Here is a 20,637-nt window from a genome sequence, read left to right as displayed (position 1 = left end):
TTACGCCATCCACCGGGGATACGACGATGACGCGACCGCTTCCGCGCCGCACTGCCACTTGCGCCGCCGCGCTGCTGGTCACCACCACGCTGCTGCTCGGCGGCTGCAAGCCGGCCGCCGAGGCCAAGGCCAAGGCCGCCGACAGCGAAAAGGCACCGGAGGCCGTGCCGGTGGAGGTGGCGGCGGCCAGTCGCCGCGCGGTGGCGGCCAGCTACAGCGGCACCGCGGCGCTGGAAGCGCGCGCCGAGTCGCAGGTGGTCGCCAAGACCTCCGGCGTGGCCCTGGCGGTGCTGGCCGAAGAAGGCCAGCAGGTGCGCGCCGGGCAGCCGCTGGTGCGGCTGGACCCGGACCGCGCGCGCCTGGCGTTGGCGCAGAGCGAGGCGCAACTGCGCAAGCTGGAGAACAACTACCGCCGCTCGCAGCAACTGGTGGGCCAGCAACTGGTCAGTGCCGCCGACGTCGACCAGATCAAGTACGACCTGGCCAACGTGCGTGCGCAACACCAGTTGGCCGCGCTGGAGCTGTCCTATGCCACGGTGGTGGCGCCGATCTCCGGGGTGATCGCCTCGCGTTCGATCAAGACCGGCAACTTCGTGCAGATCAATACGCCGATCTTCCGCATCGTCGACGACTCGCGGCTGGAGGCCACGCTCAACGTGCCCGAGCGCGAACTGGCTACGCTCAAGACCGGGCAGCCGGTGACCCTGCTGGCCGATGCGCTGCCGGGCAAGCAGTTCCGTGGCCGGGTCGACCGCATCGCACCGGTGGTGGATGCCGGCAGCGGCACCTTCCGCGTGGTCTGCGCCTTCGACGAGGGCGCCGAAGCGCTGCAGCCGGGCATGTTCGGCCGCATCCGCATCGATTACGACCAGCGCACCGATGCGCTGGTGGTGCCGCGGCTGGCGCTGCTCGACGATGGCGAGCCGGCGGTGTTCCGCGTGGTCGCCGGCAAGGTCGCGCGGGTGCCGGTGACGCTGGGCTATGCCGAAGGGCCGTGGGTGGAGATTCGCCAGGGACTGCAGGCCGGCGACCAGGTGGTCACCGCCGGCAAGGTCGCGCTGCGCGACGGTAGCCGCGTGCAGGTGATCGCGCCGCAACGCGAGGTCGCCGCTGCCGCACCGGCGACCGCTTCCGGAGCGCGCTGATGCACGGCGCCGGTCCCGACGCGCACGCGCCGCCTGCGCCCGCCGCTGCGCACGGCGGCGGCCTGGTCGAATTCGCCACCCGCCGCCGCGTGACCATCGCGATGATCACGCTGACCATGCTGCTGTTCGGCGCGATCGCGCTGCACGGGCTCAAGGTCAACCTGCTGCCGGACCTGAGCTATCCGACCCTGACCGTGCGCACCGAGTACGCCGGCGCCGCGCCGTCGGAGATCGAGACGCTGGTGACCGAGCCGGTGGAGGAGGCGGTCGGCGTGGTCAAGAACCTGCGCAAGCTCAAGTCGGTCTCGCGCACCGGACAGAGCGACGTGGTGCTGGAGTTCGCCTGGGGCACCAATATGGACCAGGCCAGCCTGGAGGTGCGCGACAAGATGGAGGCGCTGTCGCTGCCGCTGGAGGCCAAGGCGCCGGTGCTGCTGCGCTTCAATCCCTCCACCCAGCCGATCATGCGCCTGGTGTTGTCGAGCAAGACCGCCGCGCACACCGACGCCGAGGCGGTGCGCGCGCTGACCCAGTTGCGTCGCTACGCGGACGAGGACCTGAAGAAGAAGCTGGAGCCGGTGGCGGGCGTGGCCGCGGTCAAGGTCGGCGGCGGGCTGGAGGACGAGATCCAGGTCGACATCGACCAGCAGCGGCTGGCGCAGCTCAACATGCCGATCGACACGGTCATCGCGCGGCTCAAGGACGAGAACGTCAATCTCTCCGGCGGGCGCCTGGAGCAGGGCACGCAGCGCTACCTGGTGCGCACGGTCAACCAGTTCGCCGACCTCGACGAGATCCGCAACTTGTTGCTGACCACCCAGGGCGCCGGTGGCAACGCGGCCGACGCGGCCCTGCAGCAGATGTACGCGATCGCCGCTTCCACCGGCTCGGAAGCGGCGCTTGCCGCGGCGTCGGCGGCGCAGAGCGCGACCTCCAGCACGACCACTACCGTCGCAGGCGGCATGCCGATCCGGCTCAAGGACGTGGCGCAGGTACGGCAGGGCTACAAGGAGCGCGAGGCGATCATCCGCCTGGGTGGCAAGGAGGCGGTGGAACTGGCCATCTACAAGGAAGGCGACGCCAACACCGTGGCCACCGCGGCGGCGCTGCGCAAGCGCCTGGAACAACTGCAGGCGCAGATTCCCGCCGACGCCGAACTGACCACGCTGGAGGACCAGTCGCGCTTCATCGAACACGCCATCGGCGACGTCAAGAAGGACGCGGTGATCGGCGGCCTGCTGGCGATCCTGATCATCTTCCTGTTCCTGCGCGATGGGTGGAGCACGTTCGTGATCGGGCTGTCGCTGCCGGTGTCGATCGTGACCACGTTCTTCTTCATGGATCGGCTCGGCCTGAGCCTCAACGTGATGTCGCTGGGCGGCCTGGCGCTGGCCACCGGCCTGGTGGTGGACGATTCGATCGTGGTGCTGGAAAGCATTGCCAAGGCGCGCGAGCGCGGCCTGAGCGTGCTCGATGCGGCGATCGTCGGTACCCGCGAGGTGGGCATGGCGGTGGTCGCCTCGACCCTGACCACGATCGCGGTGTTCCTGCCGCTGGTGTTCGTGGAAGGCGTGGCCGGGCAACTGTTTCGCGACCAGGCGCTGACCGTGGCGATCGCCATCGCGATCTCGCTGGTGGTGTCGATGACCCTGATCCCGATGCTCAGCTCGCTGAAGGGCCGTGCGCCGCTGGCGTTCCCGGTGGAGCCGGCGCCGCCGCACTGGCAGCCGCGGCGCGGCTGGCTGAAGCCGCTGGCCTGGAGCCGGCGCGGCGCCGCTGCGGCGGTGCGCGGGGTGTTCTTCGGCGTGGCCTGGCTGTGCGTGCGGCTGTGGCGCGGTGCGGTGGCGGTGGTCGCGCCGGTGATGCGCAAGGCCAGCGCCCTGGCGATGGCGCCGTACGCGCTGGCCGAGCGCGGCTACCTGCGGCTGCTGCCCGGCGCGCTGGCGCGTCCGGGCTGGGTGCTGGGACTGGCGGCGCTGGCCTTTGCCGCGACCCTGGCGGTGGCGCCGCTGCTGGGCGCCGACCTGATCCCGCAGCTGGCGCAGGACCGCTTCGAGATGACGGTGAAGCTGCCGGCCGGCACGCCGCTGCGGCAGACCGATGCGCTGGTGCGCGAACTGCAGGAAGTGCACGACAAGGATGCGGGGGTGCAGGCGCTGTACGGGGTCAGCGGCAGCGGCACCCGGCTCGACGCCAACCCCACCGAGAGCGGCGAGAACATCGGCAAGCTGACCATCGCCATGGCCGGCGGCGGCAGCGCGCAGTTCGAGGCGCAGCAGAGCGAGCGCATGCGCGCGACGATGCGCAACCATCCGGGCGTGCAGGTCGGTTTCAGCCGGCCGGAGCTGTTCAGTTTCTCCACGCCGCTGGAGATCGAACTGCGCGGCCAGGACCTGCAGACCATCCAGCACGCCGGGCAGAAGCTGGCGGCGCTACTGCGCGGCAATGGCCACTTCGCCGACGTCAAATCCACGGTGGAGGAGGGCTTCCCGGAGATCCAGATCCGCTTCGACCAGGAACGTGCCGGTGCGTTGGGACTGACCACGCGGCAGATCGCCGACGTGGTGGTGAAGAAGGTGCGCGGCGACGTCGCCACCCGCTACAGCTTCCGCGACCGCAAGATCGACGTGCTGGTGCGCGCGCAGCAGAGCGACCGCGCCAGCGTCGACAGCATCCGCCGGCTGATCGTCAATCCGGGCAGCAGCCGGCCGGTGACCCTGGACGCCGTCGCCGACGTGGTCGCCACCACCGGTCCCAGCGAGATCCACCGCGCCGACCAGATCCGCGTGGCGATCGTCTCGGCCAACCTGCGCGACATCGACCTGGGCACGGCGGTGCGCGAGGTGGGCGAGATGGTGGCGCGCGATCCGCTGGGCGCCGGCGTCGGCATGCACATCGGCGGGCAGGGCGAGGAACTGGCGCAGTCGGCACGCTCGCTGCTGTTCGCGTTCGGCCTGGCGGTGTTCCTGGTGTACCTGGTGATGGCCTCGCAGTTCGAATCGTTGCTGCACCCGTTCGTCATCCTGTTCACCATACCGCTGGCGCTGGTCGGCGCGGTGCTGGCGCTGCTGCTGACCGGCAAGCCGGTGTCGGTGGTGGTGTTCATCGGCCTGATCCTGCTGGTGGGCCTGGTGACCAAGAACGCGATCATCCTGATCGACAAGGTCAACCAGTTGCGCGAGGAGGGCGTGGCCAAGCGTGCCGCGCTGATCGAAGGCGCACGCTCGCGGCTGCGGCCGATCGTGATGACCACGCTGTGCACGCTGTTCGGCTTCCTGCCGCTGGCGATCGCCAGCGGCGAGGGCGCCGAGGTGCGTGCGCCGATGGCGATCACCGTGATCGGCGGGCTGCTGGTGTCCACGTTGCTGACCCTGCTGGTGATCCCGGTGGTCTACGACCGCCTGGACCGCCGCGCCGACGCGTACTACGCCGAGCGCGGACGCCGCGCGCGGCAACGCGAGCACGGCGAGCAGCGTCTGCAGGACGGCGAGGGCGCCCCGGCATGAGCGTCGCCGAGTTCAGCATCCGCCGTCCGGTCACCACCATCATGTGCTTCGTGTCGCTGGTGGTGGTCGGGCTGATCGCCGCCTTCCGCCTGCCGCTGGAGGCCTTGCCGGACATCTCCGCGCCGTTCCTGTTCGTGCAGCTGCCGTACACCGGCTCCACTCCGGACGAGGTCGAGCGCAACCTGGTGCGGCCGACCGAGGAAGCGCTGGCGACGATGACCGGGATCAAGCGCATGCGCTCGACCGCCACCGCCGACGGCGCCAACATCTTCATCGAGTTCTCCGACTGGGACCGCGACATCGCCATCGCCGCCTCCGATGCGCGCGAGCGCATCGACGCGATCCGCGCCGACCTGCCGACCGACCTGCGGCGCTACAACGTGTTCAAATGGTCCAGCAGCGATCAGCCGGTGTTGAAAGTGCGCCTGGCCGGCGCGGCCGACCTGACCGGCGCGTACGACATGCTCGATCGCGAGTTCAAGCGTCGCCTGGAGCGCATTCCCGGGGTGGCCAAGGTCTCGGTGTCGGGCGCGCCGCCGAACGAGGTCGAGATCGCCATCGCCCCGGACCGGCTCAGCGCGCACAACCTCAGCCTCAACCAGCTCAGCGAGCGCCTGGGCAAGCTCAACTTCTCGCTGTCGGCCGGGCAGATCGACGACAACGGCCAGCGCCTGCGGGTGCAGCCGGTCGGCGAACTGCGCGACCTGCAGGAACTGCGCGACCTGGTCATCGACGCCAAGGGCCTGCGCCTGGGCGACATCGCCGAGGTGCGGCTGAAACCGACCCGGATGAGCTACGGCCGGCGCCTGGACGGGCGCCCGGCGGTGGGCCTGGACGTGTTCAAGGAGCGCAGCGCCAACCTGGTCGAGGTCTCGCGCGCGGTGCTGGCCGAGGTCGAGCAGATCCGCAAGCAGCCGGCGCTGAGCGACGTGCAGATCAAGGTCATCGACAACCAGGGCAAGGCGGTGACCTCGTCGCTGGCGGAACTGGCCGAAGCCGGCGCGGTCGGCCTGCTGCTGTCGGTGACGGTGCTGTTCTTCTTCCTGCGCCACTGGCCGTCGACCTTGATGGTGACCCTGGCGATCCCGATCTGCTTCGCAATCACCCTGGGTTTCATGTACTTCGCCGGGGTCACCCTCAACATTCTGACCATGATGGGCCTGCTGCTGGCAGTGGGCATGCTGGTGGACAACGCGGTGGTGGTGGTGGAGAGCATCTACCAGGAGCGCGAGCGCATGCCCGACCAGCCGCAGCGCGCCTCCATCGTCGGCACCCGCAACGTCGCCATCGCGCTGTCTGCGGGCACCCTGTGCCATTGCATCGTGTTCCTGCCGAACCTGTTCGGCGAGACCAACAACATCAGCATCTTCATGTCGCAGATCGCCATCACCATCTCGGTGTCGCTGCTGGCGTCGTGGCTGGTGGCGGTGAGCCTGATCCCGATGCTGTCGGCACGCATGCGCACCCCGGCACTGCTGCATTCCCCGCATGGGCTGATCCCGCGCCTGCAGCGCCGCTACGCGCGGGTGCTGGCCTGGTCGTTGGCGCACCGCGGCTGGAGCGTCTGCGCGATCGTGCTGATCAGCGCGCTGAGCGTGATCCCGATGATGCAGACCAAGAAGGACATGTTCGGCGGCGACGGCGGCGAGCAGGTCTTCATCGGCTACCAGTGGAAGGGCGCGTACACGCGCGAGCAGATGGCCGGGGAAGTGACCCGGCTCGAGCGCTTCGTCGATGCGCGGCGCGCGCAGTACCACGTGACCCAGGTGTATTCCTGGTTCAGCGAGGAGGAGGGCAGCAGCACCACGCTGACCGTGGATCTGAAGCAGGTCCGCGACCTGCCCGGCCTGATGGAACGCATCCGCAAGGAACTGCCGCGTTCGGCGCGGGTGGACTTCCACGTCGGCAACAGCAACGGCGGCGATGGCGGCAACGGTGGCGGGCAGACCGTGCAGGTACAACTGGTCGGCGATTCCACCGAGGCGCTGCGCGCGCTCGCCGACGACGTGGTGCCGCTGCTGGCACGGCGCAAGGAACTGCGCGACGTGCGCGTGGACAGCGGCGACCGCAGCACCGAACTGGCGGTGCGGGTGGATCGCGAGCGCGCCGCCACGTTCGGCTTCAGCGCCGAGCAGGTCGCCAGCTTCGTCGGCCTGGCGCTGCGCGGCGCGTCGCTGCGCGAGTTCCGCCACGGCGACAACGAGGTGCCGGTGTGGGTGCGTTTCGCCGGCGCCGAGCAGACCTCGCCGGAAGACCTGGACAGCTTCAACGTGCGCACCCAGGACGGGCGCAGCGTGCCCTTGCTGAGCCTGGTCGAGACGCAACCGCGCGCCGCCGCGACCCAGATCGCCCGCACGAATCGGCAGACCACGCTGACCATCACCGCCAACCTCGGCGCCAAGGTCACCGCGCCGGAGGCCAAGCAAGCGATCGAGGACACCCTCAAGGCGGTCGACTTCCCGGTCGGCTATCGCTACAGCTTCGACGGCGCGGACGGCCAGGACGACGATCAGGCCAGCCAGCAGATGCTGTTCAACCTGCTGATCGCGCTGGTGATGATCTACGTGGTGATGGCCGCGATGTTCGAATCCCTGCTGTTTCCCGTGGCGATCATGAGCGGTGTGTTGTTCTCAGTGTTCGGCGTGTTCTGGCTGTTCTGGATCACCGGCACCAGCTTCGGCATCATGGCCTTCATCGGCATCCTGGTGCTGATGGGCGTGGTGGTGAACAACGGCATCGTGATGATCGAGCACATCAACAACCTGCGCCGGCGCGGCCTGGCCCGTACCGAGGCGCTGATCGAAGGCTCGCGCGAGCGCCTGCGCCCGATCATGATGACCATGGGCACGGCGATTCTGGCGATGGTGCCGATCTCGCTGACCACCACGCAGATGTTCGGCGACGGCCCGGCCTACTACCCGATGGCACGCGCGATCGCCGGCGGCCTGGCGTTCTCGACCGTGGTCAGCCTGCTGTTCCTGCCGACCATCTACGCGATCCTGGACGATCTGAGCAACGGCGTGGCGGGCTTGGTGCGGCGCGCGCGTGGTATCGCTGCACCGCAAGCCGCATGAGCTTTTCGTAGGAGCGGCTTCAGCCGCGACAGGCGTCCCAGGGAAGGCCCGTCGCGGCTGATCCCGCAAAAGGGGACAAGAGCCGCTCCTACGAAGTCAATGCCTTCGGCTGTTCAACCCGCCAGCTTGCCGAAGATGCGGAAGCCGGCCAGCCACACGCCGAGCATGCTGCCCAGGTTGGTCAGCAGGAAGGTCAGCACCACCCGCGAGACGCGGTTGCGGTACCAGCCGCGCAGGTTCTGCGCATCGTCGCGCAGGGCCAGGAAATCGCCATAGGCCGGCTTGCGCATGTGCACCTCGACCAGGGCGCTGAACGCCCCGGCCGGCACGCCGGGGCGGAACGGCTTCAGCGGCGCGGCGATGGCGCCGGCGATCACGCTCAGCGGATGGCCGCCGGCGAGGATGCAGCCCAGCCCGGCCAGGCCGCCGGTGAACAGCACCCACTGCAGCAGCAGGTCGGTGCCCAGCGCGAAACCGCCGTGCCAGTAGCCCCAGGCCACGCCGCCCAGCACCAGCGCGGTCAGGGTCAGGGTGATCCATGGCACCTTCTTCTTGGTTTGCACCTCTTCCAGCGCCTTGCGCAGCGTCGCCGGGTCGTCCTGGTCGCCCTGCAGATGCCGCGCCAGACCGGCCAGGTGACCGGCACCGACCACCGCCAGCACCTCGCGCACGCCGGTCGACGGCGCGCCTTCCAGCGGTTCGGCATTGCCGGTCAGCGGCAGCGCGCGCTGTTGCGCCTGTTCCTCGCGCAGGCGCGTGGCCATGTAGCGGTCGCGCTCGGCGATGATGGTTTCGTACAGCGCCGGGCTCTCGCTGGCGAAGTCGCCGAAGCTGGCCTCGAGCATGTCGCCCTGCTTGAGCTTCTCGATCTCCGCCTCGCCGACCTCGTCGGAGGCGAACAGGCCACCGAGCAGGCCGCTGGCCAGCTTCAGCTTGCCGAAGAAGCCGAGCCGGCTGGAGGCGCGCTTGAAGGTCAGGCCGACTTCGCGATCGACCAGGTACACCGGCAACTGCCGTTCGCGCGCCAGCAGCACCGCGCGCTTGAGTTCGGCGCCGGGCTCGATGCCCAGTTGCTCGGCCAGGCGCCGCTGGTAGGCGGCCAGCGCCAGGTTGGCGGCGAACAGGGCCACGCGGCCCTTGCGGATCACCTGCACCAGGTCCAGCTTGGTCAGCGCATCGGGATCTGTCAGCGCCTGCAGGCGCTGCGGATCCAGTTCCACCGCCACAGCATCGAAGCGGCCGCTGCCGATCGCCCGTTCCACGGCAGCGACGCTGGCCAGGGACACGTGCGCGGTGCCGAGCAGGGTGTAGCGGATGCCATCGCGTTCGACGATGCGGTACGGCTGGCCGTCGAACAGCGCATCGTCGCCGTCGGCCTGGGAAAGTTCGTTCATTCCATCACTCATCGGAGGGCGCCTCGTCGGCGCCGGGGCTCAGCGGGCATTGAGGGTGTGAGGGCATCGGCCGCGACAGGCATGGGCGCCTGCCGCCGGGGCACGCTGCGTCGCAACCCGCGGCGCGGCGCATGCGAGGACCGGGGCGGCGCTGCAGGTCAGTCGATGTAGCGTTTCAGCAGATCGCCGTAGGCATCGATGCGACGGTCGCGCAGGAACGGCCAGATCCGCCGCACGTGCTCGCTGCGCTGCAGGTCGACGTCGCAGACCAGCACGGTCGGCTCGGCGCCGGCTTCGGCAATGAACTCGCCCTGCGGACCGAGCACATGGCTGTTGCCCCAGAACTGGATGCCCGATGCACCCAGCGGCGACGGCTCGTGGCCCACACGGTTGCAGCTCAACACGGGCACGCCATTGGCCACGGCATGGCCACGATGGCTGAGGATCCAGGCATCGCGCTGGCGTTCCTGCTCGGCCTGTTCGTCGTTGGGGTCCCAGCCGATCGCGGTGGGATACAGCAGCAGTTCGGCGCCGGCCAGCGCCATCAGCCGCGCCGCTTCCGGGTACCACTGGTCCCAGCACACCAGCACGCCGAGGCGACCGACCGAGGTCTGGATCGGGGTGAAGCCCAGATCGCCCGGGGTGAAGTAGAACTTCTCGTAGAAGCCCGGATCGTCGGGGATGTGCATCTTGCGGTATTTGCCCAGCAGGCTGCCGTCCTTTTCGAACACCACCGCGGTGTTGTGGTACAGGCCGGCGGCGCGGCGCTCGAACAGCGAGCCGACCAGGACCACGCCATGGCGCTTGGCCAGCGCGCCCAGGCGTTCTGTGCTGGGGCCGGGAATCGGCTCGGCCAGGTCGAATTCGTCCACCGACTCGTGCTGGCAGAAGTACGCGCCGTTGTGCAGTTCCTGCAGCAGCACCAACTGCGCGCCCTGCGCGGCAGCTTCGGCCACACGCGATTCGATCGCTGCCAGGTTCGCCGCGGCGTCGCCGTGGTTGCGCTCCTGGATCAGCGCGACGGAAAGAGTGTTTCGGCTCATTGCGGAATCAAGGTTCGCGGTAAACCGGCATGGTAGCGCGGATGGCCGCGCGGCAGGTTCCAGGGAGATGAATGCCGCGCCGCGCGTGGCCGCAGCACGGGCGTGGTCGGCGCTGCGCCGGCGTGCGGCGCAGCGGCGGCGGCTCAGTCCGCGAGCAGTCCGGCCGGCAACTGCATGGTGATGCAGTGCAGGCTGCCGTTCTGCCAGATCAGCGCACGGCAGGGAATCGGCACGATTTCGTGCTGCGGGAAGGCCTGCGCCATCACCGCCTGCGCCTGCGCATCGGCCGCGTCGCCGTAGGCCGGCATCAGCACCGCGCCGTTGACGATCAGGAAATTGGCGTAGGAGGCGGCCAGGCGCCGGCCCTCATCGATGACCGGCTGCGCCCACGGCAGCGGGAACAGGCGATAGGGCGCGCCCTCGGCGGTACGCAACACCGCCAGTTCGGCGCCCATCGCCTGCAGCTCGGCGTAGTGCGAATCGCCGGCGTCGTCGCAGGCCTGGTAGACGATCGCGTCGGTCCCGGCGAAGCGGGCGAGGGTGTCGATGTGCGCGTCGGTGTCGTCGCCTTCCAGGTAGCCGTGGTCCAGCCACAGCACGCGCTGCTGCGCCAGCCAGTCGGCCAGGTCGTGGCTGAGCGACTCGCGGCTGCGCTGCGGGTGGCGCTCGTGCAGGCACTGCCAGGTGGTCAGCAGGGTACCGGCGCCGTCGCAGTCGATGGCGCCGCCCTCAAGGGCGAAATCGATGCGGCGCACGGCGCTGTCGGCGAACAGGCCCTGTTCGGCCAGCACGCTCACCAACTGGTCGTCGCGGCTGGCCTGAAACTTGCCGCCCCAGCCGGTGAAGCGGAAATCCAGCAACTGGAAGCCGCCGCCGGCGCGCGCCAGGGTGATCGGGCCGGAATCGCGCAGCCAGGTGTCGTCGTACTCGGCCTCGACGAAGCGCACCCGCTGCATGTCCACCCGCGCCGAGCGCAGCCGGGCCTCGGCATAGATCTGCAGGTCGGCATCGGCCACGCAGATCAGCACCCGCTGGAAGCGCACGATCGCCGCGACCAGGGCGATGTAGGTCTCCTCGACCTCGGCCAGGCGTTCGGCCCAGTCGGTGCCGGCATGCGGCCAGGCGATCAGGATGGCGGACTGGGGCTCCCATTCCGCGGGAAGGCGAAGACGATCAGACATTGCGACCACTACTCACGTGCTGCCGGGGGACGCCCGGCGGTTATCTACGTCCCCACACAGAAATGTGCGGGTGTTTGCCCGGGACGCGCGCTAGCGGATCGCCGGCTTCGGGCCGATCTCGTTGGGATCGGCCTTGTTGGCGACCACGTCCACCACCTTCTGTTTCTCGAAGTACACGGTGAAGGCCGGATAGACCCAGCGGTTGATGGTCGGCCACTGCCGCTTCTGGCCGCCGCGCGGCTCCAGCTTCTGCTGCGGGGCGCCGTAGCGCGCCTGCACCTGGGCCATGCTCAGGCCGCGGGTCGGCAGCGCCGCCGCGGGTTCTTCCTTGACCCGATCGACCAGCAGGGTCTCGGCGTGGGCGCCGCCGGCCAGGCCCAACACGGCCAGCAGCGGCAGGACGGACAGACGATGCTTCATCACGTGTACTCCCCAGAGGACGAACGCCGATTACAGCAAACTTCGGCAACAAAAAACCGCCCGAAGGCGGCTTTCGTCGACGACCGGCCACCGCTGCGCGCGGTGCGGCAGGGCAGGCCGGGTCGGATCAGCGCTGACGCGCCTTGAAACGGGGGTTGGACTTGCAGATCACGAAGACCTTGCCGCGGCGGCGGACCACCTTGCAGTCGCGGTGACGGGCCTTCGCCGACTTCAGGGAGGACAGGACTTTCATGGCACACCTCGGCGTAAACTTGTGGATTCGAAGGAGGGCGGCACGGCCGAAACCATGGCGCGGGATCAGTAAGCCGGCGATTGTAGCCTGGTTTTCTTCATGGTTTCAACTGCTTGCGCCAGCCCGGCCGGCGTCGGCGCTACAATGCGCCGCCCCCCGTCCGAGGAACCGCATGAACGAGCCCGCTCCCGTCCTGACCATCGATGGCCCATCCGGGGCCGGCAAAGGCACCGTCAGCCGCATCGTCGCCGCCCGCCTGGGCTGGCACTACCTGGATTCGGGGGCGCTGTACCGGGCGGTCGGGGTCGCGGCCAGCTGGGCCAATCTGGACATTTCCGACGCCGCCGCCCTGGTGCGCTGCACTTTCGACACCCGGGTGGATTTCGACGAGGTCGCCGGCGGCGGCCTGCGGGTCCGGATCAACGGCGCCGACGCCACCGACGAGTTGCGCCTGGAGACCACCGGCGCGGTGGCCTCGGCGATCGCCGCCATTCCCGAGGTGCGCGCGGCGCTGAAGCAGCGCCAGCGGGCCTTCCGCACCCCTCCCGGGCTGGTCGCCGACGGTCGCGACATGGGGACGGTGATTTTCCCGGACGCCCCCTGCAAGGTGTTCCTGACCGCCAGCGCCGAGGAGCGTGCCCAGCGCCGGCATAAGCAGTTGAAGGAAAAAGGGGTTTCGGTTATATTCGACGACCTGCTGCGCGAGATCATGGCCCGCGACGCACGCGATGCCCAACGCGCGGTGGCCCCGCTGAGGCCGGCAGACGATGCCGTCCTCCTCGATACCACCGGCATGGACATCGACCAGGTGGTGGGCCGCGTCCTGCAGTTGCTGCCGGTCTAAGCGGCACGCAGGCAGCAGCAGGGCGGCATCGTCATGGATGCCGCCGGTTCCTCGCAACACCCGCAACATCCAGGTTCCACCGATAGCGTCAAAGGCTCCGCTGCGCATCCCGCGCTGCGGTTTTTCCATTCCACACCCGGCCGCTGTTCGGGCCGACTAACAGGTGGACAGTCGCTGTTTTCCAGAAGAAAACGCCCTGTCCGTGTGTCCACTAGAGTAATTTCAAATGACCGAATCTTTTGCCGAACTGTTCGAAGCCAGCCAAGCCAACCTGGCCAAGCTGAAGCCCGGCGCCATCGTCACCGGTACCGTCGTGGAAGTCCGCGGCGACGTGGTGGTGATCAACGCCGGCCTGAAGTCCGAAGGCATCGTGCCGATCGAGCAGTTCCGTAACGACGCTGGCGAAATCGACGTCGCCGAAGGCGACCTGGTCAAGGTCGCGCTCGACTCGCTCGAGAACGGCTTCGGCGAGACCGTGCTGTCGCGCGAGAAGGCCAAGCGCGCCATGGTGTGGGACGAGCTGGAAGAAGCGTTGGAGAAGAATGAGACCATCACCGGCCGCATCAGCGGCAAGGTCAAGGGTGGTTTCACCGTGGACATCAAGGATGTCCGCGCGTTCCTGCCCGGTTCGCTGGTGGATGTGCGCCCGGTGCGCGACCCGGCCTACCTGGAAGGCAAGGAACTGGAGTTCAAGCTGATCAAGCTGGACCGCAAGCGCAACAACGTGGTGGTCTCGCGTCGTGCCGTGGTCGAGAGCGAGCACTCGGAAGAGCGCGAGCAGCTGATGGACAAGCTGCAGGAAGGCGCGATCCTGAAGGGCGTGGTCAAGAACCTGACCGACTACGGCGCGTTCGTGGACCTGGGCGGCATCGACGGCCTGCTGCACATCACCGACATGGCCTGGAAGCGCGTGCGCCATCCGTCCGAAGTGGTCAACGTCGGCGACGAGCTGGACGTGCGCGTGCTGAAGTTCGATCGCGAGCGTAACCGCGTCAGCCTCGGCCTGAAGCAGCTGGGCGAGGATCCGTGGGATAACATCGCCCGCCGCTACCCGGCCAACAGCCGCGTGTTCGGCAAGGTCTCCAACGTCACCGATTACGGCGCGTTCGTCGAGATCGAGCCGGGCGTGGAAGGCCTGGTGCACGTGTCCGAGATGGACTGGACCAACAAGAACGTCAACCCGTCCAAGGTCGTGCAGGTCGGCGACGAAGTCGAAGTGATGGTGCTGGACGTGGACGAAGAGCGTCGCCGCATCTCGCTGGGCATGAAGCAGGTCGCCGCCAATCCGTGGGAGACCTTCGCCGCCACCCACAAGAAGAACGACAAGGTGTCCGGCCAGATCAAGTCGATCACCGACTTCGGCATCTTCATCGGCCTGGACGGCGGCATCGACGGCCTGGTGCACCTGTCCGACATCAGCTGGAACACCACCGGCGAAGACATCGTGCGCAACTTCAAGAAGGGCGACACGCTGGAAGCCGTGGTGCTGGCGGTGGACCCGGAGCGCGAGCGCATCAGCCTGGGCGTCAAGCAGCTGGAGCAGGATCCGTTCGGCCAGTACATGGCCGCCAACCCGAAGGGCTCGAAGGTCGAGGGCGTGGTGCGTGAAGTGGACGCCAAGGGCGCCACCATCGACCTGGCCGACGGCATCGAAGGCTACGTCGCCGCACGCGACATCGCCAACGAGCGCGTCGACGACGCCAGCCAGCACCTGAAGGTCGGCGACAAGATCGAAGCCAAGTTCGTGGGCATGGACCGCAAGGGCCGCACCCTGCAGCTGTCGATCAAGGCCAAGGACGATGCCGAAATGCGCGAAGTGCTGGAGGAATACCAGTCCGCGTCGGGCGGCACCACCCAGCTGGGCGCGCTGCTGCGTGCGCAGCTGAACGGCAACAAGTCCGAGTAATCCGCCACACGCAGCGTTACTGGCACGGCCCGGTGTTCCCGGGCCGTGCCAGGTTGCGACCCCACTGCACGCATCCGTAAATGACCAAATCCGAGCTGATCGAAATCCTGGCGCGCAAGCAGGCGCATCTGAAGTCGGACGACGTCGATCTGGCGGTGAAGTCGTTGTTGGAAATGATGGGCGGCGCCCTGTCCGGCGGCGATCGCATCGAGATCCGCGGCTTCGGCAGCTTTTCCCTGCATTACCGGCCGCCGCGCCTGGGACGCAATCCCAAGACCGGCGAGTCCGTCGCGCTTCCCGGCAAGCACGTGCCGCATTTCAAGCCCGGCAAGGAGCTGCGCGAGCGCGTGAGCGGCGTCGTCCCGGTCGAATCCGACACGCCCTGAGCCCGGCGTCCGGCGCTTGCCGGAATCCACGCCTGTTCGGCTAATCTAGTGTCTCCCGACGCTGGAGTTGCTCATGAAGATTGCACGACTGCTGATCCTGCTGGTGTTGCTGTTGGCCGGCCTGGTCATCGGGTCGCTCAATTCGCAGCCGATCCAGATCAACTTCGTGTTCTCCAGCATCGCCACCACCTCCGGCATCGCCATCATCGTCTCGCTGTTCGCCGGCGTGCTGATCGGTGCCTCGCTGGTCCTGGCGGCCCTGGTGATTCCCCTGTATGCCAAGCTGCGTCGCGCCAACAAGGCCGCGAACGCCGCTGCGCCGGCCGTCGCGCCGGTTTCCCCCCATGCCCACCAGCCCTTGGACGGACGCTGATCTTCGATGGACTTTCTGACCGAGTGGTTCTGGTTCTTCCTGTTCCTGCCGCTGGCGGCGCTGAGCGGCTGGGTGATCGGTCGCCGTGGCGGCCAGCGTCATGGCGACACCCAGGTCAGCCGGCTATCCAGCACCTATTTCCGCGGCCTCAACTACCTGCTCAACGAGCAGCCGGACAAGGCGATCGAGCTGTTCCTGCACATTGCCGAACTGGACAAGGAAACCTTCGAGACCCAGGTCGCACTGGGCCACCTGTTCCGTCGCCGCGGTGAGGTCGATCGCGCCATCCGCCTGCACCAGGGCCTGGTCCAGCGCGGCGACCTGAGCGACGCGCAGCGCGTGCAGGCCTTGCTGGCGTTGGGCGAGGACTACATGAAGTCGGGGCTGCTGGACCGCGCCGAAACCGTGTTCACCGAACTGGCGCAGATCGACCAGCGCGCGCCGCAGGCGCTCAAGCACCTGATCAGCATCTATCAGGCCGAGCGCGACTGGGAAAAGGCCATCGACAACGCCACCCGCTACGAAGAGGTGACCGGTGAGCCGATGGGCAAGCTGATCGCCCAGTTCGAATGCGAACTGGCCGATCGCTATCGCGCCTCGGGCAAGAACGAACTGGCGCGCGCGGCGATCGCACGCGCCTACCAGGCCGACGCCAAGTCGGTGCGCGCTGGCATCCTGGAAGGGCGCATCGACGTCGACGACGGCAACGACGAGGCCGCGATCCGCGCCTTCGAACGCGCCGCCCGCCACGACCCGGACTACCTGCCGGAAATCATGCCGGCGCTGATGGAGTGCTACCGCCGCGGCCAGGATCTCAGCGGCGCGCGCGCGTTCCTGTCGGAGATGACCGAGCACTACCGCGGCATCGCCCCGGTGCTGGCGCTGACCCGCCTGATGGAGTCGCAGGAAGGCATTTCCGCTGCGCGCTCTTATCTGGGCCGGCAGCTCAAGGACCGACCGTCGGTGCGCGGCGAGTCCGCGCTGATCGACCTGACCCTGGCCGAGGGCGCCGATTCCACCGCGACTCTGCAGGACCTCAAGCACATCACCGACCAGTTGCTGGTGCGCAATCCCAGCTACCGCTGCACCCGCTGCGGCTTCGGCGCGCGCACCCACCACTGGCAATGCCCCAGTTGCAAGGAGTGGGGCACGGTCAAGCCGTTGCTCAACTACGCGGTGGTGTAGTGCCCGTCGCAGGAGCCGCGCTGCTCTTGGCGCTCGGGGTGTTCAGCGCGGTCGGCACCTGGCTGTCGCGCCAGTACGCACTCAAACGCAAGTTGATGGATGCGCCCGGCGAGCGGCGCAGCCACACCGTGGCGACGCCGCGCGGCGGTGGCGTGGCGATCGTGGCGGCGGTGCTGCTGGCCTGCGGCTGGGCGGCCCTGCAATGGCCGCAGCACGGCGCGGGCGTCGCCACCGTTGCCGCCGGCTTGGTGCTGGTCGCCGGCGTCGGTTGGTGGGACGACCACCGTTCGCTGTCGGCGGCGTTGCGATTGCTGGTGCATGCGGTGGCGGCGACTCTGCTGGCTGCACTTGTCTACAGGGCGAGCCAACCGCTGTGGATGGTCGCACTGGTGTGGTTGGCGACGGTTTCGTTGATCAATATCTGGAATTTCATGGATGGCATCAATGGTCTGGCCACTAGCCAGGCGATGCTCGCCGCCCTGGGATTCGCCTGGTTGCTGCCTGAGCCGCTGCGTTGGCCGTGCTGGGTGCTGCTGGTGGCCTGCGCAGGATTTTTGCCGTTCAACTACCCGCGGGCGCGCATTTTCCTCGGCGATGTCGGCAGCGGCGCGCTCGGTTACCTGATCGCCGCGCTGTTCGCCTGGTACATCGTCGCCGGCGGGCAGGCACCCTGGCTGCCGGCATTTCCGCTGTCGGCCTTTGCCATCGACGCGGGCTTCACGCTCGCCTCGCGCATGCTCGCCGGCGAACGCTGGTGGCAACCGCACGCGCAACATTTCTATCAGCGTTGGGTACACACCGGCAGTAGCCATACTGTCGTCACGCTCGCCTACGGTCTGTTCAGCATTGTCGCGATTACAATTGCGCGGCTGGGCAGACCGCTGGATGCGGGCCTCCAGGCCGGTCTGACGATCGCCTGGTTCTGTTCGGCAGGTGTGCTTTGGCTGGCTTTGCGCAACCGGATGCGCCGAACTCTTACGGATTACTGATGCTTTCCACGCGCGACCGAGTCACCGAGCTGTTTCCGAAGGCCTCCGTGGTCATCCACGATCTGGCCATCGTCTGGGTCTGCTGGCAACTGCTGCACGCCGCGCGCTACACCATGCTCCCCGGCGAGCATCCGTTGCCGCTGTGGAACCTCAACACCGCCATCGTACTGGTGGCCCAGGGCCTGGTGTTCTGGAAGGTCGGCCTGTACCGCGGCCTGTGGCGCTTCGCCAGCGTTCCCGACCTGCTCAATATCTTCAAGGCCAGCTTCTATGGCCTGGTGGCGATCGTGCTCGGGCTGGCCTACAGCCGTTTCGATGCGATCCCGCTGTCGGTGCTGATGGTGTATCCGTTCGCGCTGTCGGCGCTGCTGGGCGCGCCGCGGCTGCTGTATCGCGCCTGGAAGGACTACCAGATCGCGCACTCGGACGACACCGCGCGGCGTGTGCTGATCGTCGGCGCCGGCCGTGCGGCCGAGGCATTGGTGCGCGACCTGCGCCGCTCCGGTGCCTACCAGCCCGTGGGATTCGTCGACGACGCCGGCCACCTGCACGGCGCCAAGCTGCAGGGCCTGCCGATCCTGGGCCGCATCGACGAGGCCGGCGCGATCGCCAAGGAAACCGCGGCCAAGCTGCTGGTCATCGCGATTCCGTCGCTGGACGCGGCCGGCATGCAGCGCGTGGTGGCGATCTGCGAAAGCACCGGCCTGCCGTTCCGCACCGTGCCGCGCCTGCTCGACGTGCTCGACGGCCATTACCTGCCGGGCGAACTGAAGGAGGTCGCGATCGAGGACCTGCTCGGGCGCAAGCCGGTGACCCCGGACTGGAAGCTGATCAAGGGCTGGCTGTCCGGGCGTACCGTGCTGGTCACCGGCGCCGGCGGCTCGATCGGCTCGGAACTGTGCCGGCAGTGCGCGCGCCACGGCGCACGCAAGATCGTGTTGCTGGAGATCAGCGAACTGGCGCTGATCACCATCCATGCCGACCTGCGCCGGACCTTTCCCGATCTGGAGATCGATTGCGTGCTTGGCGATTGCGGCGATCCGGCGGTGATCCGCCACGCCATGCAGGTGGCCGAGCCGGACGCGGTGTTCCATGCCGCCGCCTACAAGCAGGTGCCGCTGCTGGAGCAGCAGTGCCGCGAGGCGGTTCGCAACAACGTGCTGGCCACCGAGAACGTGGCGCGTGCCTGCGTCGCCGCCAAGGTCTCGACCTTTGTGTTCATTTCCACCGACAAGGCGGTCAATCCGGTCAATCTGCTCGGCGCGTCCAAGCGCTATGCGGAAATGGTGTGCCAGTCGCTGGACGACCAAGCGGTGAACACGCGCTTCGTGACGGTGCGCTTCGGCAACGTGTTGGATTCGGCCGGCAGTGTGGTGCCGCTGTTCCGTGAGCAGATCCGCCAGGGCGGCCCGGTGACGGTGACCGATCCGCAGGTGACGCGCTACTTCATGACCATTCCCGAAGCCAGCCAGCTGATCGTGCAGGCCGCGGCTTCCGCGTCGCATGGCGCCATCTACACCCTGGACATGGGCGAGCCGGTGCCGATCCGTCTGCTGGCCGAGCAGATGATCCGCCTGGCTGGCAAGCAGCCCGGGCGCGACATCGCCATCGTCTACACCGGCCTGCGGCCGGGCGAGAAGCTGCACGAAACCCTGTTCTACGCCGACGAGAACTATCGGCCCACCTCGCATCCGAAGATCCTGGAAGCGGGCGTGCGCAGCTTCTCGCGCGAGGACGTGCTGCGCGGCGTGCAGCAGCTGCGCACCGCGGTAGCCGATTACGACAGCGACACCATCGAGAAGGTGTTGCGCATGACCATGCCGGAGTTCGCGCCCTTGCGTCAGCAAGACGGTCACGACGGCTCCGCTACCATCGTTCCATTCCCCGCACGCGAGGCCAGAAGGCTCTGATGAGCAAGAGAATCCGCAAGGCAGTATTCCCGGTTGCAGGTCTGGGTACCCGCTTCCTTCCCGCCACCAAGACGGTTCCCAAGGAAATGTTGCCGATCATCGATCGGCCGCTGATCCAGTACGCCGTGGACGAGGCGATCGAGGCCGGTTGCGACACCCTGATCTTCGTCACCAACCGCTACAAGCACGCAGTCGCGGATTATTTCGACAAGGCCTACGAACTGGAGCAGAAGCTGGAGCGTGCCGGCAAGCACGAACAGCTGGAAATGATCCGCCACGTGCTGCCCGATGGCGTGCGCGCGATCTTCGTGACCCAGGCCGAAGCGCTGGGCCTGGGCCATGCGGTGCTGTGCGCCAAGTCGGTGATCGGCGACGAGCCGTTCGCGGTGCTGCTGCCGGACGACCTGATCTGGAATCGTGGTGACGGCGCGCTGAAGCAGATGGCCGATCTCAACGAGCGCAGCGGCGCCAGCGTGATCGCCGTGGAAGACGTGCCGCACGAGAACACCGCCAGCTACGGCATCGTCGCCACCGAGGCCTTCGACGGCCGCAAGGGCCGCATCGCGCAGATCGTCGAGAAGCCCAAGCCCGAAGACGCACCGAGCGATCTGGCGGTGGTCGGTCGTTACGTGCTCAGCTCGAAGATCTTCGAACTGCTGGAAAGCACCGGCACCGGTGCCGGCGGCGAGATCCAGCTGACCGACGCCATCGCCGCGCTGTTGAAGAGCGAAGAGGTCGACGCCTATCGCTTCGAGGGCACCCGTTTCGATTGCGGTACCCACCTGGGCCTGGTCGAGGCGACCATCCGCTTCGCGCTGGAGAACAAGAAGCTGGCCAAGCCGGCGCGTGAGAAGCTGACCCAGATGCTCGCCGAGGAGTGAGCTGGGCCACAGCGCGCCGCTGCAGGGTGGCGCGCTGGCCGAGTTTCTGATCCAGTAGCGTCAAGCAATGATTCGATCCGAATCGGTCGAATCGGATGACAAACAAAAAAGCAGCCGCGAGGCTGCTTTTTTGCGCTGGCGTGCGCA

General features: G+C 68.0%; 16 protein-coding genes. 11 read left to right on the top strand and 5 right to left on the bottom strand.

Annotation, left to right across the window (positions count from 1 at the left end; genetic code table 11):
- The first annotated feature begins 26 nt into the window (after nucleotides 1–26).
- The 3 genes from AC1G9L_RS11810 to AC1G9L_RS11800 are packed head-to-tail and all read left to right on the top strand — an operon-like array spanning nucleotide 27 to nucleotide 7,725.
- Nucleotides 27–1,145 carry an efflux RND transporter periplasmic adaptor subunit gene (locus AC1G9L_RS11810; RefSeq protein ID WP_481069149.1) on the top strand — a complete coding sequence of 373 codons (1,119 nt, stop codon included), beginning with the start codon at nucleotides 27–29 and terminating at the stop codon, nucleotides 1,143–1,145.
- Nucleotides 1,145–4,651, top strand: coding sequence for an efflux RND transporter permease subunit (locus tag AC1G9L_RS11805; protein ID WP_481069147.1), 3,507 nt, complete (start codon nucleotides 1,145–1,147; stop codon nucleotides 4,649–4,651). Before AC1G9L_RS11810 ends, AC1G9L_RS11805 begins: the two co-directional genes overlap by 1 nt.
- Nucleotides 4,648–7,725 carry an efflux RND transporter permease subunit gene (locus AC1G9L_RS11800; RefSeq protein ID WP_019799705.1) on the top strand — a complete coding sequence of 1,026 codons (3,078 nt, stop codon included), beginning with the start codon at nucleotides 4,648–4,650 and terminating at the stop codon, nucleotides 7,723–7,725. Before AC1G9L_RS11805 ends, AC1G9L_RS11800 begins: the two co-directional genes overlap by 4 nt.
- Nucleotides 7,726–7,838: 113 nt before the next feature.
- Here the strand turns inward: AC1G9L_RS11800 and AC1G9L_RS11795 are convergent, their stop codons facing one another.
- The 5 genes from AC1G9L_RS11795 to ykgO all read right to left on the bottom strand — a co-directional run bounded on the left by AC1G9L_RS11795 (nucleotide 7,839) and on the right by ykgO (nucleotide 12,016).
- Nucleotides 7,839–9,131 (bottom strand): TraB/GumN family protein, encoded by a 1,293-nt coding sequence (locus AC1G9L_RS11795; RefSeq protein ID WP_481069145.1) that lies wholly within the window; start codon nucleotides 9,129–9,131, stop codon nucleotides 7,839–7,841.
- Nucleotides 9,132–9,277: 146 nt separating this feature from the next.
- Nucleotides 9,278–10,162, bottom strand: a complete 885-nt coding sequence (locus AC1G9L_RS11790; protein WP_019799707.1) for a carbon-nitrogen hydrolase — start codon at nucleotides 10,160–10,162, stop codon at nucleotides 9,278–9,280.
- Between the two features lie 143 nt (nucleotides 10,163–10,305).
- Nucleotides 10,306–11,343 carry an agmatine deiminase family protein gene (locus tag AC1G9L_RS11785; protein WP_019799708.1) on the bottom strand — a complete coding sequence of 346 codons (1,038 nt, stop codon included), beginning with the start codon at nucleotides 11,341–11,343 and terminating at the stop codon, nucleotides 10,306–10,308.
- A gap of 90 nt (nucleotides 11,344–11,433) precedes the next feature.
- The gene (locus AC1G9L_RS11780; protein WP_010342886.1) at nucleotides 11,434–11,763 is read right to left on the bottom strand and encodes a hypothetical protein; all 330 of its coding nucleotides are present in this window, start codon (nucleotides 11,761–11,763) and stop codon (nucleotides 11,434–11,436) included.
- 127 nt (nucleotides 11,764–11,890) lie between these two features.
- On the bottom strand, nucleotides 11,891–12,016 hold the full coding sequence (gene ykgO, locus AC1G9L_RS11775) for a type B 50S ribosomal protein L36 (RefSeq protein WP_010342887.1): 126 nt from the start codon (nucleotides 12,014–12,016) through the stop codon (nucleotides 11,891–11,893).
- Nucleotides 12,017–12,188: 172 nt separating this feature from the next.
- Between ykgO and cmk the strand changes: the two genes are divergently transcribed.
- The 8 genes from cmk (at nucleotide 12,189) to galU (ending at nucleotide 20,490) form a co-directional block, all read left to right on the top strand.
- Nucleotides 12,189–12,860, top strand: a complete 672-nt coding sequence (cmk, locus tag AC1G9L_RS11770; RefSeq protein ID WP_019799709.1) for a (d)CMP kinase — start codon at nucleotides 12,189–12,191, stop codon at nucleotides 12,858–12,860.
- Nucleotides 12,861–13,086: 226 nt separating this feature from the next.
- Nucleotides 13,087–14,766, top strand: coding sequence for a 30S ribosomal protein S1 (gene rpsA / locus AC1G9L_RS11765; protein ID WP_010342889.1), 1,680 nt, complete (start codon nucleotides 13,087–13,089; stop codon nucleotides 14,764–14,766).
- An 80-nt stretch (nucleotides 14,767–14,846) separates the two neighbouring features.
- On the top strand, nucleotides 14,847–15,152 hold the full coding sequence (locus tag AC1G9L_RS11760) for an integration host factor subunit beta (RefSeq protein WP_010342890.1): 306 nt from the start codon (nucleotides 14,847–14,849) through the stop codon (nucleotides 15,150–15,152).
- Nucleotides 15,153–15,225: 73 nt separating this feature from the next.
- On the top strand, nucleotides 15,226–15,525 hold the full coding sequence (locus AC1G9L_RS11755) for a LapA family protein (protein WP_010342891.1): 300 nt from the start codon (nucleotides 15,226–15,228) through the stop codon (nucleotides 15,523–15,525).
- Nucleotides 15,526–15,531: 6 nt separating this feature from the next.
- Nucleotides 15,532–16,710 (top strand): lipopolysaccharide assembly protein LapB, encoded by a 1,179-nt coding sequence (gene lapB, locus AC1G9L_RS11750; protein ID WP_019799710.1) that lies wholly within the window; start codon nucleotides 15,532–15,534, stop codon nucleotides 16,708–16,710.
- A complete protein-coding gene (locus tag AC1G9L_RS11745) occupies nucleotides 16,710–17,699 on the top strand; it encodes a lipopolysaccharide biosynthesis protein (protein ID WP_019799711.1) in 990 nt (329 codons plus the stop codon). Before lapB ends, AC1G9L_RS11745 begins: the two co-directional genes overlap by 1 nt.
- Entirely contained in the window at nucleotides 17,699–19,609 is a 1,911-nt protein-coding gene (locus tag AC1G9L_RS11740) for an SDR family NAD(P)-dependent oxidoreductase (protein WP_019799712.1), read from the top strand. Before AC1G9L_RS11745 ends, AC1G9L_RS11740 begins: the two co-directional genes overlap by 1 nt.
- Nucleotides 19,609–20,490, top strand: coding sequence for a UTP--glucose-1-phosphate uridylyltransferase GalU (gene galU, locus AC1G9L_RS11735; protein WP_029562082.1), 882 nt, complete (start codon nucleotides 19,609–19,611; stop codon nucleotides 20,488–20,490). Before AC1G9L_RS11740 ends, galU begins: the two co-directional genes overlap by 1 nt.
- The last annotated feature ends 147 nt before the right edge of the window (nucleotides 20,491–20,637 follow it).

The organism is Xanthomonas sp. NCPPB 1132, from assembly GCF_056629235.1.
Note: the sequence above shows the minus strand (reverse complement) of the source record. Positions and strands in the feature narration are given on the sequence as shown.

Excerpts from the sequence above, each read along its gene's own strand:
- AC1G9L_RS11740 (WP_019799712.1), top strand. The coding sequence starts at position 17,699 with ATGCTTTCCACGCGCGACCGAGTCACCGAGCTGTTTCCGAAGGCCTCC.
- cmk (WP_019799709.1), top strand. The coding sequence starts at position 12,189 with ATGAACGAGCCCGCTCCCGTCCTGACCATCGATGGCCCATCCGGGGCC.
- AC1G9L_RS11755 (WP_010342891.1), top strand. The coding sequence starts at position 15,226 with ATGAAGATTGCACGACTGCTGATCCTGCTGGTGTTGCTGTTGGCCGGC.
- AC1G9L_RS11780 (WP_010342886.1), bottom strand. The coding sequence starts at position 11,763 with ATGAAGCATCGTCTGTCCGTCCTGCCGCTGCTGGCCGTGTTGGGCCTG.
- ykgO (WP_010342887.1), bottom strand. The coding sequence starts at position 12,016 with ATGAAAGTCCTGTCCTCCCTGAAGTCGGCGAAGGCCCGTCACCGCGAC.
- AC1G9L_RS11760 (WP_010342890.1), top strand. The coding sequence starts at position 14,847 with ATGACCAAATCCGAGCTGATCGAAATCCTGGCGCGCAAGCAGGCGCAT.
- rpsA (WP_010342889.1), top strand. The coding sequence starts at position 13,087 with ATGACCGAATCTTTTGCCGAACTGTTCGAAGCCAGCCAAGCCAACCTG.
- AC1G9L_RS11800 (WP_019799705.1), top strand. The coding sequence starts at position 4,648 with ATGAGCGTCGCCGAGTTCAGCATCCGCCGTCCGGTCACCACCATCATG.
- AC1G9L_RS11805 (WP_481069147.1), top strand. The coding sequence starts at position 1,145 with ATGCACGGCGCCGGTCCCGACGCGCACGCGCCGCCTGCGCCCGCCGCT.
- AC1G9L_RS11795 (WP_481069145.1), bottom strand. The coding sequence starts at position 9,131 with ATGAGTGATGGAATGAACGAACTTTCCCAGGCCGACGGCGACGATGCG.
- AC1G9L_RS11785 (WP_019799708.1), bottom strand. The coding sequence starts at position 11,343 with ATGTCTGATCGTCTTCGCCTTCCCGCGGAATGGGAGCCCCAGTCCGCC.
- lapB (WP_019799710.1), top strand. The coding sequence starts at position 15,532 with ATGGACTTTCTGACCGAGTGGTTCTGGTTCTTCCTGTTCCTGCCGCTG.
- AC1G9L_RS11790 (WP_019799707.1), bottom strand. The coding sequence starts at position 10,162 with ATGAGCCGAAACACTCTTTCCGTCGCGCTGATCCAGGAGCGCAACCAC.
- galU (WP_029562082.1), top strand. The coding sequence starts at position 19,609 with ATGAGCAAGAGAATCCGCAAGGCAGTATTCCCGGTTGCAGGTCTGGGT.
- AC1G9L_RS11810 (WP_481069149.1), top strand. The coding sequence starts at position 27 with ATGACGCGACCGCTTCCGCGCCGCACTGCCACTTGCGCCGCCGCGCTG.